Source organism: Kitasatospora phosalacinea, assembly GCF_000717185.1.
Classification (GTDB): domain Bacteria; phylum Actinomycetota; class Actinomycetes; order Streptomycetales; family Streptomycetaceae; genus Kitasatospora; species Kitasatospora phosalacinea_A.
The window spans coordinates 86,973-101,354 of sequence record NZ_JNYE01000012.1 but is presented as its reverse complement, the minus strand read 5'-3'; the positions used below and the strand labels follow the sequence as shown (position 1 = coordinate 101,354).

General features: G+C 74.6%; 13 protein-coding genes. 5 read left to right on the top strand and 8 right to left on the bottom strand.

All coding sequences use genetic code 11. The annotated features are described in order from the left end of the window. Positions 1–48: 48 nt before the first annotated feature. Positions 49–2,391, top strand: coding sequence for a ribonucleoside-diphosphate reductase subunit alpha (locus OO57_RS07405; RefSeq protein ID WP_234337255.1), 2,343 nt, complete (start codon positions 49–51; stop codon positions 2,389–2,391). After that, positions 2,391–3,410 carry a ribonucleotide-diphosphate reductase subunit beta gene (locus tag OO57_RS07400; protein ID WP_033251487.1) on the top strand — a complete coding sequence of 340 codons (1,020 nt, stop codon included), beginning with the start codon at positions 2,391–2,393 and terminating at the stop codon, positions 3,408–3,410. Before OO57_RS07405 ends, OO57_RS07400 begins: the two co-directional genes overlap by 1 nt. Before the next feature lie 66 nt (positions 3,411–3,476). Here the strand turns inward: OO57_RS07400 and def are convergent, their stop codons facing one another. The 8 genes from def to OO57_RS07360 all read right to left on the bottom strand — a co-directional run bounded on the left by def (position 3,477) and on the right by OO57_RS07360 (position 11,097). After that, a complete protein-coding gene (gene def / locus OO57_RS07395) occupies positions 3,477–4,115 on the bottom strand; it encodes a peptide deformylase (protein WP_033251486.1) in 639 nt (212 codons plus the stop codon). Positions 4,116–4,186: 71 nt separating this feature from the next. Further along, the gene (locus OO57_RS07390; protein ID WP_033251485.1) at positions 4,187–5,170 is read right to left on the bottom strand and encodes a tetratricopeptide repeat protein; all 984 of its coding nucleotides are present in this window, start codon (positions 5,168–5,170) and stop codon (positions 4,187–4,189) included. Positions 5,171–5,277: 107 nt separating this feature from the next. After that, positions 5,278–6,678 carry an HD-GYP domain-containing protein gene (locus OO57_RS07385; protein ID WP_051776805.1) on the bottom strand — a complete coding sequence of 467 codons (1,401 nt, stop codon included), beginning with the start codon at positions 6,676–6,678 and terminating at the stop codon, positions 5,278–5,280. Then, positions 6,675–8,069, bottom strand: coding sequence for an HD-GYP domain-containing protein (locus OO57_RS07380; RefSeq protein WP_033251484.1), 1,395 nt, complete (start codon positions 8,067–8,069; stop codon positions 6,675–6,677). The genes OO57_RS07385 and OO57_RS07380 overlap by 4 nt, the downstream gene beginning before the upstream one ends. Before the next feature lie 186 nt (positions 8,070–8,255). After that, positions 8,256–8,618 (bottom strand): mycothiol system anti-sigma-R factor, encoded by a 363-nt coding sequence (rsrA, locus tag OO57_RS07375; protein WP_033251483.1) that lies wholly within the window; start codon positions 8,616–8,618, stop codon positions 8,256–8,258. Then, entirely contained in the window at positions 8,615–9,328 is a 714-nt protein-coding gene (locus tag OO57_RS46695; protein ID WP_081973515.1) for a sigma-70 family RNA polymerase sigma factor, read from the bottom strand. Before OO57_RS46695 ends, rsrA begins: the two co-directional genes overlap by 4 nt. Before the next feature lie 288 nt (positions 9,329–9,616). Continuing rightward, a complete protein-coding gene (locus OO57_RS07365) occupies positions 9,617–10,252 on the bottom strand; it encodes an alpha/beta family hydrolase (protein ID WP_033251482.1) in 636 nt (211 codons plus the stop codon). 107 nt (positions 10,253–10,359) lie between these two features. Then, positions 10,360–11,097: an SOS response-associated peptidase gene (locus tag OO57_RS07360; RefSeq protein WP_033251481.1), complete on the bottom strand. Its 738-nt coding sequence runs from the start codon at positions 11,095–11,097 to the stop codon at positions 10,360–10,362. 118 nt (positions 11,098–11,215) lie between these two features. Between OO57_RS07360 and OO57_RS07355 the strand changes: the two genes are divergently transcribed. Genes OO57_RS07355 through rsgA form a run of 3 tightly spaced genes read left to right on the top strand, consistent with a single transcriptional unit; the run spans position 11,216 to position 14,338 of the window. Then, a complete protein-coding gene (locus tag OO57_RS07355; RefSeq protein ID WP_033251480.1) occupies positions 11,216–11,920 on the top strand; it encodes a M50 family metallopeptidase in 705 nt (234 codons plus the stop codon). Positions 11,921–11,947: 27 nt separating this feature from the next. Further along, positions 11,948–13,267: a 3-phosphoshikimate 1-carboxyvinyltransferase gene (gene aroA, locus OO57_RS07350; RefSeq protein WP_033251479.1), complete on the top strand. Its 1,320-nt coding sequence runs from the start codon at positions 11,948–11,950 to the stop codon at positions 13,265–13,267. 15 nt (positions 13,268–13,282) lie between these two features. Then, entirely contained in the window at positions 13,283–14,338 is a 1,056-nt protein-coding gene (gene rsgA, locus OO57_RS07345) for a ribosome small subunit-dependent GTPase A (RefSeq protein WP_033251478.1), read from the top strand. The last annotated feature ends 44 nt before the right edge of the window (positions 14,339–14,382 follow it).

Sequence of the window (14,382 nt, the reverse complement as noted above, 5' to 3'; positions counted from 1 at the left end):
CTTCGGCCGGGAGGTGCCCCCAGCGCCTTCACCGACCCGGGTGCGGCGCTGCTCCGGCTGCTCACCGACCGCAGCACCGACCTCCCCCAGGTGGACCCCGGCCACGTCGCCGCCGCCGCGCTGCGCGGCCGCCACGCCGGTTCGGACTTCGCCGAGCTGCGCGGGCTGGCCGTGGAGGCCGCCGCGTCGATGATCGCCGAGGACCCGCAGTACTCGAAGCTGGCCGCCCGCCTGCTGGCGCTGGAGATCCGCGACGAGGCCGCCACCCAGCAGGTCACCTCGTTCTCCTCCTCGGTGGCCGTGGGCCACGCCGAGGGCCTGATCGGCGACGCCACCGCCGCGTTCGTGGCCGAGCACGCCGCCCTGTTCGACTCGCTGATCGACGAGGCGGGCGACGACCGCTTCGAGTACTTCGGCCTGCGCACCGTGCAGTCCCGCTACCTGCTGCGCCACCCGATCACCCGCAAGGTGGTGGAGACCCCGCAGCACTTCCTGCTCCGCGTGGCGGCGGGCCTGGCGGTCGGCACCACCGAGGAGTCGGTGCGCGAGGTCGCCGAGCTGTACACCCTGATGAGCCGCCTGGAGTACCTGACCAGCTCGCCGACGCTGTTCAACTCCGGCACCCGGCACCCGCAGATGTCCTCCTGCTACCTGCTGGACTCGCCGCTGGACAACCTGGACTCGATCTACAACCGGTACGCCCAGATCGCCCGGCTGTCCAAGCACGCGGGCGGCATCGGCCTGTCCTACTCGCGGATCCGCTCGCGCGGTTCGCTGATCCGCGGCACCAACGGCAAGTCGAACGGCATCGTGCCGTTCCTGCGCACCCTGGACTCCTCCGTGGCGGCGGTCAACCAGGGCGGCCGGCGCAAGGGCGCGGCCTGCGTGTACCTGGAGACCTGGCACGCCGACATCGAGGAGTTCCTGGAGCTCCGCGACAACACCGGCGAGGAGGCCCGGCGCACCCACAACCTGAACCTGGCCCACTGGATCCCGGACGAGTTCATGCGCCGGGTCAACGCCAACGCCGACTGGTCGCTGTTCTCCCCGGCGGACGTGCCGGAGCTGGTCGACCTGTGGGGCGCCGAGTTCGACGAGGCGTACGTGAAGGCCGAGCTGGCGGGCAAGGCGGTGCGCACCATCCCCGCGCAGACCCTGTACGCCCGGATGATGCGCACCCTGGCGCAGACCGGCAACGGCTGGATGACCTTCAAGGACGCCTCCAATCGGGCCGCCAACCAGACCGCGCTGCCGGGCCGCACGGTGCACTCCTCGAACCTGTGCACCGAGATCCTGGAGGTCACCGACGACTCGGAGACCGCGGTCTGCAACCTCGGCTCGGTCAACCTGGGCGCGCACGTCGCCCCCGGCGCCACCGCCGCCGACCTGGCGGGCGCGATGGACTGGGACCGCCTGGACGCCACCGTCCGCACCGCGGTGACCTTCCTCGACCGCGTGATCGACATCAACTTCTACCCGACCACCGAGGCCGGGACGTCCAACTCCCGCTGGCGCCCGGTCGGCCTGGGCGTGATGGGCCTGCAGGACGTCTTCTTCCAGCTGCGGATCGACTTCGACTCCGCCGAGGCGAAGGCCCTCTCCACCCTGATCGCCGAGCGCATCATGCTCACCGCGTACGAGCGCTCCGCCGACCTGGCCGAGCAGTTCGGCCGCCACGAGGCGTACGGCGAGACCCGGGCCGCCCGCGGCCAGCTGCACGTCGACCACTTCGAGTCCGCGAACCCGCAGTGGACCGGCCGCTGGGACGCGCTGCGCGAGCGGATCGCCGAGGTCGGCCTGCGCAACTCGCTGCTGCTGGCGATCGCCCCGACCGCGACCATCGCGTCCATCGCGGGCGTGTACGAGTGCATCGAGCCGCAGGTCTCCAACCTGTTCAAGCGCGAGACCCTCTCCGGCGAGTTCCTCCAGGTCAACCCGTACCTGGTGCGCGAGCTCAAGGAGCTCGGCGTCTGGGACCAGCAGACCCGGGACGCGCTGCGCGACGCCAACGGCTCCATCCAGGAGTTCAACTGGCTGCCGCAGGAGGTCCGTTCGCTGTACCGCACGGCGTGGGAGCTGCCGCAGCGCGCGCTGATCGACCTGGCCGCCGCCCGGCAGCCGTACGTCGACCAGAGCCAGTCGCTGAACCTGTTCATGGCGGCGCCGACCATCGGCAAGCTCTCCTCGATGTACTCCTACGCCTGGAAGGTCGGTCTGAAGACCACCTACTACCTGCGCTCCCGCCCGGCGACCCGGATCGCCCAGGCCGCGCCCGGAGCCGCCCGCACCGCCGCCCCCGTCCCGGTGCAGTCCCCCGCCCTCTCCCAGGCCGAGCAGGACGCCATCGCCTGCTCGCTGGAGAACCCCGAGTCCTGCGAGGCCTGCCAGTAATGAGCTCCGAAGACCAGAAGAAGATGCTGCTCGACCCGGGCTTCGAGCTGACCCTGCGCCCGATGCGCTACCCGTCGTTCTACGACCGGTACCGGGACGCGATCAAGAACACCTGGACGGTGGAGGAGGTGGACCTGCACTCCGACGTCGCCGACCTCGCGAAGCTCTCCGAGGGCGAGCGGCACATGATCGGGCGGCTGGTCGCGTTCTTCGCCACCGGTGACTCGATCGTCGCGAACAACGTGGTGCTGAGCCTCTACAAGCACATCAACTCCCCCGAGGCCCGCCTCTACCTGTCGCGGCAGCTGTTCGAGGAGGCCGTGCACGTCCAGTTCTACCTGACGCTGCTGGACACCTACCTGCCCGACCCGGAGGACCGCAACGCGGCCTTCGCGGCGGTGGAGAACATCCCCTCCATCGCGCAGAAGGCGCAGTTCTGCTTCAAGTACATGAACGCGGTCGACCACATCGAGTCGCTGCAGACCAAGGAGGACCGCCGGGCCTTCCTGCTCAACCTGATCTGCTTCGCGGCCTGCGTCGAGGGCCTGTTCTTCTACGGCGCGTTCGCGTACGTGTACTGGTTCCGCAGCCGCGGCCTGCTGCACGGCCTGGCGACCGGCACCAACTGGGTGTTCCGCGACGAGTCGATGCACATGGACTTCGCGTTCTCGGTGGTCGACACCGTCCGCGCGGAGGAGCCCGACCTCTTCGACGACAAGATGGCCCGGCAGGTCACCGAGATGCTGGAGGAGGCCGTCGAGGCCGAGCTCCAGTTCGCCCGCGACCTGTGCGGCGAGGGCCTGCCCGGCATGAACACCGAGTCGATGCGCGAGTACCTCCAGGCCGTCGCCGACCAGCGCCTGGCCCGCCTCGGCCTCCCGGTCCGGTACGGCTCCACCAACCCGTTCGGCTTCATGGAGCTGCAGAACGTGCAGGAGCTGACCAACTTCTTCGAGCGCCGGGTCTCCGCCTACCAGATCGCCGTCGAGGGCTCGGTCTCCTTCGACGACGAGTTCTAGGCCGCCCCGCCGCACGGCGGAGGGCCGCCCCCCCTCGGGGGTGCGGCCCTCCGCCGTGCGCGCCCGTCAGTCGTTCGGGACGGTCGCGTACTTCGGGGTGCCGTCGGCCATCTGCCGCAGCGCGTCCTTGCGGTCGCGCTTGGAGAGCCGGTCGATGTACAGGTACCCGTACAGGTGGTCGGTCTCGTGCTGCAGGCAGCGGGCGAAGAAGCCGGTGCCCTCGACCCGGACGGGGTTGCCGTCCTTGTCCTGGCCGGTGACGGCCGCGTAGTCGGGGCGGGCCAGCTCCTGGTACGCGGTCGGGACGGACAGGCAGCCCTCCTGGCCGTCGTCCAGCACCCGGCGGCCGGCAGGCAGCTCCTCCAGCACCGGGTTGACCACGTGCCCGATGTGCCGGACGCCCTCGTCGTCGGGGCAGTCGTAGACGAACACCTTCAGGTCCACGCCGATCTGGTTCGCGGCCAGGCCCACGCCCTCCGCCGCGTACATCGACTGGAACATGTCGTCGATCAGCGCGGACAGCTCGCCGTCGAAGGCGGTGACGGTCCGCACCTCGCGGTGCAGCACCGGGTTGCCGACCACGGTGATCGGACGCGCGGTGCCCTTGGACAGGTCGGGCTCCTCGCCGACCACCCGCTGGGGCTCGGTGTCCTCGTGCGCGTGGTCGTGTCCGTGGTCGTGCTCGTGGTCGTGCTGCTCGGCCATCGCTCGGTTCCGCTTTCGTCCGCATCCGCCTGGTGTACCGGTCCAGGGTACGGGGCGCGGCCCGGCGGCGGTCAGCAGACCTCTTCGAGGTCCCGGTAGGCGCGGGTCCCCGGGGAGGCCGCGGCCCAGCGCTCCAGCAGCGACCGGACCAGGCCCGCGGGCGCGGCGATCCCGCACTCGCGCTCGACCTGCCAGGGGCCGCCCGCCGAGCCCTGGCTGAGGTGGCTGAGGTGGCCGGGGTGCAGCGGGTCGCCGTCGTCGTGCGGGTCGTGGTGGGCGGTGTGGCCGTCGTCGATGGCCATCCGGGACTCCGAGCAGGTGCGGCACAGCAGCCGCACCGAGGACGTCCAGTCCTCCGCCGCGTACCCGGCGTCGGCGACCGTCTTCTCCAGCGCGTCCCGGTCCGCGGCGGTCGCGGCCTGCAGCAGCACCACCCAGGTCGGCACCGGCGAGGGCGCCCACAGCTCGATCTCGTCGAAGACCGGGTAGGCGACGCCGTCGGCGACCCGCTCGCCGTGCGGGGCACCGTCGTGCAGCACCACCTCGCCCCAGCGGCGGCCGGAGGACGGCAGCGGGATGGACAGCACCTCGATCCGGGCCGGGTCCAGCCGCCGCCCCCACACCACCTCGGACTCGCCGTCCGGGGACAGCCGCACGGGGGTGGTGCCCAGGTCGAGCTCGATCGGCCCGTTCAGCGCGGGCCCGCCGGGCAGCCGCAGCCCGTACGCCTGCCAGGCCCGGCGGGCCAGCGGCCAGTCCTGCAGGGCGGTGGCGGTGATGCCGAGGTTCCACCAGTCCGGGGCGCCGTGCTGGCGGTCGAGCAGCGCGACGGCGCGCAGGCCGGCCGAGCGGGCCTGCTCCCAGTCGCGGCGGAACTTGTGCAGCAGCGCCAGGTTGAACCAGGAGTCGGACAGCCACGGCTCCAGGTCCGCGGCCATCACCAGCAGCGCCCCGGCGTCCTCGTAGCGGCCGTCGCCGATCAGCGTGAACGCACGGTCGGTGGTCTGCCGCCAGGTCGCCGACGGACGGTGCCGTGCGCGGTGGAAGATCCTCACGTTGGTCCCTTGCCGTCGGTCGTCACCGGGTCGCCCCGCCTCCGGGTCTTCCCGCCACGACCGCATCCAACCACGCCCGCCCCCGGCCGCGCGCCCCGCGCGGCCATTCAGGCCGCCGGGCGGCCCGCGGCCCGGCGGGGAGCCGCCGCCCGGTGGCCGCGGCGGCCGAGCCGGGCCAGCGCGTCCAGCACCACCGGGTCGTAGCCGTGCCCGGCGTCCAGCCGCAGGTGCTCCAGCGGGTCCAGCGCGCCCGGGGCTCCCGCCCGGGGGCGGTCGGCGGCGGCGGTGCGCAGGTCGTCGTGGGCGTTGGCGACCCGGATGATCCGGGAGGCCAGCGGCAGCGTCGGGTCGTGCCGGCCGTCGGCGAGGCGGCACGGGTCGGCCAGCCGGGCGACCTGCTGCCACACCTGCCGGGGCACCCCGGTGCGCTGGATCACCTCGCTGCCCAGCCGGGCGATCCGCTGCTGCTCGCCCTCCGGCAGCAGCGCCGTCGCCCCGCCCGGCACCGGCTCGACCAGCGACAGCTGCCCGATGTCGTGCATCAGCGCGGCGTACTCCAGCAGCGTCAGTTCCCGGCTGCCGAGCCCGAGTTCGCGCCCCAGCGCGCACGCCGTGTCGGCGACCCGGCGGGCGTGCCCGGGGGTGGTGTACCCGGCGATCTCGGTGGCCCGGGCCAGCGTCTCGATGGTCTGCCCGGTGGTGGCCCGCACCGCGACCGCCCGCCGGAACGAGGCCTGCGCCAGCAGCAGCGGCAGGCAGAACACCGGCAGCGCCCACAGCCCGGCCTCCCCGGCGAGCAGGCTCAGCAGCAGCCCGGTGGCGACCTGCGCCGAACCGATGCCGAGCAGCGCGTGCAGCTGGTCGTCCAGTGCGGCGGCGTACCGCAGCCCGGTCCTGGTGCACTGCTGGGCGGCCGCCAGCACCGCGTCGCCCAGCGCGGCCAGCGCCGCCACCCCCGCCAGCAGGCCCCCGTACGCGGGGCCGGGCAGCCGGTCGGTGACGCCCGCGTTGTACAGCGGCTGGAACAGCAGCGCGGCGAACCCGACGGTGACCAGCCGCCGGGCCGCCGCGTCGAAGGGCTGACCGGCGGGGAGGGTGCGCGGCCGCGGGCGCCCGGCCGGGCGGGGCGCCGTCCGGCGCCCCGCGCGCGGCCGGTGCCGGGCCGCGGCCAGCGCCGCCTGCCCGGTGCGCTGCACGGCCAGGCCGACCAGCGTGCCGCCCGCGGTGACGGCCACCACCTGCAGCACCCCGTGCGTGGTGGGCAGCCCGTGCAGCGGGCCGAGCAGCGCGTACGCGAGCGCGACGGCGGTGGCGACCGGCGCGGGCTCGCGGTCGCCGGGCAGCGCGGGCCCGGCGCACTGGCCGAGCGCGACCAGCCCGGCGAAGGCCAGCGCCACGCCGCGCTGGGCGACGCCGTCGGCGAGGGCGTGCAGCAGGCCCGCGGCGCCGAGCGCGACGGCCGCGGCCAGCAGCAGGTCGGCCGGGACCGGTCGGCGGCGGGTGCTCACGCCGCTCCCCCGGTCGGCAGGCCGGTGCCGGACTGCTGCGGCAGCCGGGCCGGTTCGGGCACGCCCAGCGGGATGTCGGGCACCTCGCCGTCCCAGCCGCCGGGCGGCGGCGGCTCGGGCTGCCAGCCGTGCTCGGCGACGGCCGCGACCAGCGCCGTGACCATCACCGGGTCGAACTGGCTGCCCGCGCACCGCTCCAGTTCGGCCACCGCCTCCGGGACGGGGCGGCCGCGCCGGTAGGAACGGGTCGAGGTCATCGAGTCGAAGGCGTCCGCGACCGAGATGATCCGGGCGAACTCGGGGATCCGCTCCCCCGCCAGCCCGTACGGGTAGCCGCGGCCGTCCATCCGCTCGTGGTGGTGCAGGATGCCGTCCCGGCCCTCGCCGAGGAAGTCCAGCTGCCGCACCAGCTCGTGCCCGAACACCGGGTGCACCTCCACCGCGCGCCGCTCCGCGTCGGTCAGCGGCCCGTTGCGGCGCAGCAGTTCGGTGGCCACGGCGAGCTTGCCGACGTCGTGCAGCGTCCCGGCGAAGTGCAGGGTGCGCACCCGGTCCTCGGCCAGGCCGAGCTGGCGGGCGATCAGCACCGAGGCCCGGCCGACCCGTTCGCTGTGGCCGCGGGTGTACGCGTCCTTGATCTCCACGGCCTGGACCAGTGCCTGCACGGTGGCCCGGTGCGCGGCCCGCTCGCGGTGGCCCTGCGCGGACAGCCAGGCGGTGATGGTCAGCGGCAGCAGCCCGAGCACCGCGGCGAACGCCCCGTACGGGCCCTGCCACAGCACGGCGATCATCAGCCCGCCCGCGCCGTGCAGCAGCGCCGCGGGTGCGGCCCGGCGCAGCCCGCGCAGCGCGCCCGGGCCCGCGGTGCCGCAGCTCAGCCGGATCATCCCGGCCACCAGGACGCCGTTGACCAGGCAGAACGTCAGGATCGCGGCCAGCGCGCCGTACGCCGCCCCGGGGAAGCGGGTGCCGAGCAGCAGCCGGGCCCCGCCGAGCAGCCGGAACACCTCCGCGGCGGCGGCCGCGGCCAGCGCCAACTGGGCGGCGTTCCACACCCGGCGCAGCCCGCGCGGGTGCGCGGCGGGCCCGAGCAGCGCCCCCGGCAGTGCGACCAGCGCCGCCGCGGCGGGCGGCAGCATCAGCACGCCCGCGAACAGCACCGGGAAGAAACCGCTGCCCCGCGGGTCGGCCGCGCCCTCGTCGACGCCGCGGCCGCGCAGCCAGCGCCAGACCCGGGCGCACGGGGTGCGGGCGCCCTGCGCCAGCGACTCCAGGCACAGGTGCAGCAGGGCCAGCAGCCCGATCCGCGGCCAGTCCGGCCGCGGCCCGGTCACGGCCAGCGGCAGCAGCACCGCGAACGCGGCCACCAGGACGACGGCCAGGTAGCCCAAGGCCCGCCCCGGCAGGACGGCGCGGTGCTCGCGTTCGCTCTCGCTGGCGATCTCGGCCTCCCCCGCCCGTCCCGGGCCCTCCGACGTGAGGACTCGTCAGAGAATAGGGCCCGCCCGGACGGACGCGGCGCACGATCGCGCATCACCGCAGCCGGAGCAGCGACAGCTCACCCGATCGGGTGAGCGCTACTCGGCGGTCGCGACCGCCGAGCCGTGCCCGGCCGCCCCCTCGACCGTCACCTCCACGCTCACCGCGGACACCTCTATCACCGAGGTGTCCACCTCCCCGGACCGCTGGGTGCGGATCGAGTCGATCCGGGCCAGCACCTTGGCCCGCAGGTCGGTCGGGGTGTCGTCGCACCCGCAGGAGCGCTTGATCAGCGCCTTGATCGCCTGCTCCAGGCCGTACTTCTCCAAGCAGGGCGAGCACTCGTCGAAGTGCACCCGCAGCTTGGCGCAGTCGCCCTCGGCCATCTCGTTGTCGAGGAACTCGTAGAGGTGGTCGAGCACCTCGCCGCACTCGGTCTCGTGCGGATCTCCGCAGCTCATGAGCCCGTGCCCTTCGCTTCCTGCCCTGCGCCGGTACCGGCCGGGACCAGCCCCCGCTCGCGGGCGTAGTCCTCCAGCATGCCGCGCAACTGACGGCGGCCACGGTGCAGTCGGGACATCACCGTACCGATGGGTGTACCCATGATGTCCGCGATCTCCTTGTACGCAAAGCCCTCGACGTCCGCGAGGTACACCGCGATCCGGAATTCCTCCGGGATCGCCTGCAGCGCGTCCTTCACGTCGCTGTCCGGCAGGTGGTCGAGCGCCTGCGTCTCGGCCGACCGCAGGCCGGTCGACATGTGCGACTCGGCGCGCGCCAGCTGCCAGTCCTCGATCTCCTCGGCCGCGGTGCGCTGGGGTTCGCGCTGCTTCTTGCGGTACGAGTTGATGAACGTGTTGGTGAGGATGCGGTACAGCCAGGCCTTGAGGTTGGTGCCCTCGCGGAACTGGTGGAACGACGCGTACGCCTTGGCGAACGCCTCCTGGAGCAGGTCCTCCGCATCGGCCGGGTTGCGGGTCATCCGCAGCGCCGCCGAGTACATCGGCTCCAGGAAGCCGAGCGCGTCGCGCTCGAAGCGCTCGCGCCTGGCCTCCTCGCTCTCGTTCTCGGACACCCGGAAGGTGTCCTCGCCGATCGCCTCGGCCAGTTCGTCGCCGGTGAGCTGTTCGCCCTCCGGTCGGCCCTGGTCGGCGCCAGCAGCGCCCGACACGGCCGCGTCATCGGTCCCGACGACCGGACCCACCTCCTCGGAAACCTGCACACGGCCCACCTCGGGCCGACCCGCAAGCGAGGATATCGGGCTGACCGGCTTCTCGCCCGCGACAACCCACTCCGACCAATCGGGCAGGAGCGCAGACTGCGCAGCCCGCTCTTCCGGCCGCTCGCGGCACGCGATCGAACCCATGGACGCTGCCTTTCCACCGGGGGCATGTTCTGACGCCTCGTGCAACCCCGCGGACCGCCCCCGCATTCCCGGGGCACCGCCCCGGGGCGCGACTCACCCGCCGGACCGCGGAATCCAGTCGGCGACCGCGGCGGTGACCAGCTCCAGGGCGGCCTCCTGGGTCAGCGGGGCCCGCTTCGGGACCTTGAAGCCGTGCGAGGCGTGCGGGACCTCCACCAGGCGGTGGCCGTCCGGGAGCGCCGGGAACTCGGACGGGGTGCCGAAGGTGTCGGCGCCGCCCTGGACGACCAGCGTGGGCAGGGCGGTGCCGAGCAGCTCGTCCGCCCGGGTCCGCTCCGGCCTGCCCGGCGGGTGCAGCGGGAAGGCCAGCGCCAGGACGCCCGCCGCGCCGAGCGCCGCGGAGGTCCGGCAGGCGACCCGGGCGCCCGCGCTGCGGCCCCCCGCGTAGACCGGCAGGCCCTCCTCGGCCGCGGCGGCGAACTGCGCGGGCCAGCAGGCGTCGAGCGCGGCCGGGGCGGGGGCCAGCTTCCGCCCGGCCACCCGCCAGGGCTGCTCGGCCAGCACCACGCTGACCCCGACGGCCGGCAGCGCGGCCGCGAGCGCCCGCAGGTCCTGCGCCTCGACGCCGCCGCCCGCCCCGTGCCCGAGGAGCAGGACGGCCCGCGGCCCGACGGCCCGGAACCAGTGGAGCCGGGCGTCCCCGGCAGGGGTGTCGACGATCCGCTGCATGCCGCAGAGCGTATAGAGGGGCACCGCCCCGCCACCGCGGCCCCCGGAGGACGCGTCCCCCACGGCCCCGGTGCAGCCCGCCCGGAGGGCGCCCCCGGGGCGCGGTCTCAGAACAGCGTGGTGCGGTCGTCCTCGGTGAGCGGCCGGGTCAGGCCGGGGTGGTTGTTGCGGATCCTGCCGACCTCGTCGGGGACGGCGTGGATGCGCAGGTCGCCGGGCGGGGGCGGGGTGAGGTCGGCGGTCTCGGCGTGCGGGTCGAGCCAGGCGTCCCAGCGGTCGGGGCCGAGGTAGAGGGGCATCCGCTCGTGGACGGGGGCGAGCAGGGGTTCGGCGGCGGTGGTGACGATGGTGCAGGTGACCAGCCAGGCCTCGGGGTGGCCGCCGGGGCGCTCGCGGTCGCGCCAGAACTCGTACAGCCCGGCGAGGGCGAGCGGGGCGCCGTCGGCGCGGTGCACGAAGTAGGGGCGGCGGGGCGGGCGGGAGACGTCGTCGGTGGGGGCGGTCTGCCACTCGTAGTAGCCGTCGACGGGTATCAGGCAGCGCCGGGAGGCGTAGGCCTGGCGGTAGGCGGGCTTCTCGTGGACGGTCTCCGCCCGGGCGTTGATCATCTTGACCGCGGTCTCGGCGCTGCCCGCCCAGCCGGGCACCAGGCCCCAGCGCAGGACGTGCAGTTGGCGGACGGGGCGGCGCTGCCCGCGCGGGGCCCGGTCGAGGACGGCGTACGTCCGGGCGGTGGGGGCGACGTTCCAGCTGGGGGCGATCGTCTCGGTCGGGTCCCACTGCTGGACGCCGAACAGGCGGACCAGCTCGGCGGGGTCGGTGGAGGAGGCGAAGCGTCCGCACATGGGGCCCAGCTTGCCAGAGCGCGGCGGACCAGAACCACCGGCTACCGGCGACCCGTCCTCCCGTGGGAGGCTGCCCGCCCCGGGCGGGGGAAGCGACGGTGATCGGAGGTCGGCGGCGATGGACTTCGCGCAACTGTGGGACCGGGTGACGGCCGTACAGCCGGACCCTCCGCACTGGCTGGTGTGGGGCACGGCGGCGGCGGCGCTCCTGGCGGTGGCGGTGCGCCCGGTGTGGACGTGGACCCGCACCGTGGTGACGATCGCGCACGAGGGCGGGCACGGGCTGACGGCGCTGCTGACCAGGCGGCGGCTGTCCGGGATCCGGCTGCACTCGGACACCTCGGGGCTGACCGTCTCCTCCGGGCGGCCGACCGGCCCGGGCATGGTGCTGACCGCCGCGGCCGGGTACCCGGCGCCCTCGCTGCTGGGCCTGGGCGGGGCGGCGCTGCTCGCGGCGGGGCGGATCACCGCGCTGCTGTGGATCGGCATCGCGCTGCTGGCGGCGATGCTGCTGACGCTGCGCAACCTGTTCGGGGTGGCGGCGGTGCTGGTCACCGGCGGGGCGTTCGTCGCGGTGTCCTGGTACGGGACGGCCGAATGGCAGGGGGCGTTCGCCTACCTGGGGGTGTGGTTCCTGCTGCTGGCGGGGGTGCGCCCGATGCTGGAGCTGTGGGTGACCCGGCGGCGCGGCGGCGCGCCCGGCTCGGACGCGGACCAGCTGGCGCGGCTGACGGGCGTGCCGGGGGCGCTGTGGGTGGTGGTGTTCCTGGCGGTGGCGCTGGCCTGCCTGGGGCTCGGGGCGGCCTGGCTGCTGCCCCGGTAGCGGCGGTGCGCCTCATAGACTGGCGCCATGACCGACTCCCTCTGGCCCGCTCCCGTCGCCACCGCCGCCGTGGACGCGACCGTGACCATCCCCGGCTCGAAGTCCGCGACCAACCGCGCGCTGGTGCTGGCCGCCCTCGCGGACGGCCCGGGCTGGGTGCGCCGCCCGCTGCGCAGCCGCGACTCGCAGTTGATGGCGGACGGCCTGCGGGCGCTGGGCGTGACGGTCGAGGAGACGGTGAACGCGGCGTCCGGCGGCACCGGCGGCGGCGAGGCCTGGCGGGTCATCCCGGCCGAGCGGCTGCGCGGTCCGGCGCAGGTGGACGTGGGCAACGCGGGGACGGTGATGCGCTTCCTGCCGCCGCTGGCGACCCTGGCGGACGGCCCGGTGCACTTCGACGGCGACCCGCGCAGCCACGAGCGCCCGCAGCACGGCGTGATCGACGCGCTGCGCGCGCTGGGCGCCCGGATCGAGGACGGCGGCCGGGGCGGCTTCCCGCTGACCGTGCACGGCGCGGGCGCGCTGGACGGCGGCGCGGTGGAGGTGGACGCCTCGTCCTCCTCGCAGTTCATCTCGGCGCTGCTGCTCTCCGGCGCCCGGTTCAACCACGGTGTGGAGATCCGCAACACCGGCGGGCCGGTGCCCTCGCTGCCGCACATCCGGATGACCGTGGACATGGTCCGCAAGGCGGGCGGCCAGGTCGACGCGCCGGAGGACGGCGGCGAGAAGGACGTCTGGCGGGTCACCCCGGGCGCGCTGATCGGCCGCGACCTGGTGGTCGAGCCGGACCTGTCGAACGCGGCCCCGTTCTTCGCCGCGGCGCTGGTCACCGGCGGCCGGGTGACCGTCCGGGACTGGCCGAAGCACACGTACCAGCCGGGCGACCAGCTGCGCGAGATCTACACCGCGATGGGCGGCTCCTGCGAGTTCACGGACGACGGGCTGCGGTTCACCGGCACCGGCAAGGTCCACGGCATCGAGGCGGACCTGCACGACGTCGGCGAGCTGACGCCGGTGATCGCCGCGGTGGCGGCGCTGGCCGACTCCGAGTCGCACCTGTACGGCATCGCGCACCTGCGCCTGCACGAGACCGACCGGCTGGCCGCGCTGGCCCGGGAGGTCAACGCCCTGGGCGGCGACGTCTCGGAGACCGAGGACGGCCTGCGGATCCGGCCCCGCCCGCTGCACGGCGGCGTCTTCCGCACCTACGAGGACCACCGGCTGGCCACCGCGGCGGCCGTCCTGGGCCTGGCGGTCGACGGCGTGCTGGTGGAGAACGTGGCGACCACGGCCAAGACCCTGCCGGACTTCCCGCAGATGTGGGCCGACCTCCTCGGCCGCGGCTGACGGGGGAAGGACAGCATGCGCCGCTACGACAAGAACGCCGACGAGGACGACATCCGCAGCCGCCCGGGCCGCCGGGGCTCCCGCCCCCGCACCCGGATCCGGCCCAAGCACGAGGACGCCGCCGAGGCGATGATCCTCACCGTGGACCGGGGCCGGATGACCTGCCTGGTCGACGGCGGTACGAAGGACGAGCGCCAGGTCGTCGCCATGAAGTCCCGCGAGCTGGGCCGCAAGGGCGTGGTCGTGGGCGACACCGTCAGCGTGGTCGGCGACCTGTCCGGCGAGCCGGACACCCTGGCCCGGATCGTCCGGGTCGAGGAGCGCAGCTCGGTGCTGCGCCGCACCGCGGACGACGACGACCCGTACGAGCGGATCGTGGTCGCCAACGCCCAGCAGATGGCCATCGTGACCGCGCTGGCCAACCCCGAGCCGCGGCCCCGGCTGATCGACCGCTGCCTGGTGGCCGCGTACGACGCCGGGATGGAGCCGCTGCTGGTGCTCACCAAGTCGGACCTGGCGCCGGCCGACGCGCTGCTGGAGTCGTACGCGGCGCTCGGCATCGACTACGTGGTGACCCGGGCGGACGAGCTGGGGACGGCCGGCGCCGAGGCCGTCCGGGCGCACCTGCGGGGGCGCACCACCGTGTTCATCGGGCACTCCGGCGTCGGGAAGACCACCCTGGTCAACGCGCTCGTGCCGGAGCACCGGCGGAGCACCGGCCGGGTCAACGCGGTCACCGGCCGCGGGCGGCACACCACCGTCTCGGCGCTGGCCCTGCGGCTGCCGCCGCCGCCCGGCGCCAAGCCGGGTTCGAAGAAGGCGCTCGACCCCGGCTGGGTGATCGACACCCCGGGCTTCCGCTCCTTCGGCCTGTCCCACATCGACCCGTCCCGGGTCATCCACGCCTTCCCCGACCTGGAGCCCGGCACCGAGGACTGCCCGCGCGCCTGCTCGCACGACGAGCCGGACTGCGCGCTGGACGCCTGGGTCGCCGACGGCCGTGCCGACCCGGCCCGGCTCTACTCGCTGCGCCGCCTGCTGGCCACCAGGGAGGCCTCCGAGGGGGACTGAGATTCGGCGCGATCACGAGTCGCTGGGGCCGATTCGCTGGGTAA

Coding starts and splice junctions, on each gene's coding strand:
- rsrA (WP_033251483.1), bottom strand. CDS start 8,618: ATGAGCTGCGGAGATCCGCACGAGACCGAGTGCGGCGAGGTGCTCGAC.
- def (WP_033251486.1), bottom strand. CDS start 4,115: ATGGCCGAGCAGCACGACCACGAGCACGACCACGGACACGACCACGCG.
- OO57_RS07360 (WP_033251481.1), bottom strand. CDS start 11,097: ATGTGCGGACGCTTCGCCTCCTCCACCGACCCCGCCGAGCTGGTCCGC.
- OO57_RS07400 (WP_033251487.1), top strand. CDS start 2,391: ATGAGCTCCGAAGACCAGAAGAAGATGCTGCTCGACCCGGGCTTCGAG.
- aroA (WP_033251479.1), top strand. CDS start 11,948: ATGACCGACTCCCTCTGGCCCGCTCCCGTCGCCACCGCCGCCGTGGAC.
- rsgA (WP_033251478.1), top strand. CDS start 13,283: ATGCGCCGCTACGACAAGAACGCCGACGAGGACGACATCCGCAGCCGC.
- OO57_RS07365 (WP_033251482.1), bottom strand. CDS start 10,252: ATGCAGCGGATCGTCGACACCCCTGCCGGGGACGCCCGGCTCCACTGG.
- OO57_RS07355 (WP_033251480.1), top strand. CDS start 11,216: ATGGACTTCGCGCAACTGTGGGACCGGGTGACGGCCGTACAGCCGGAC.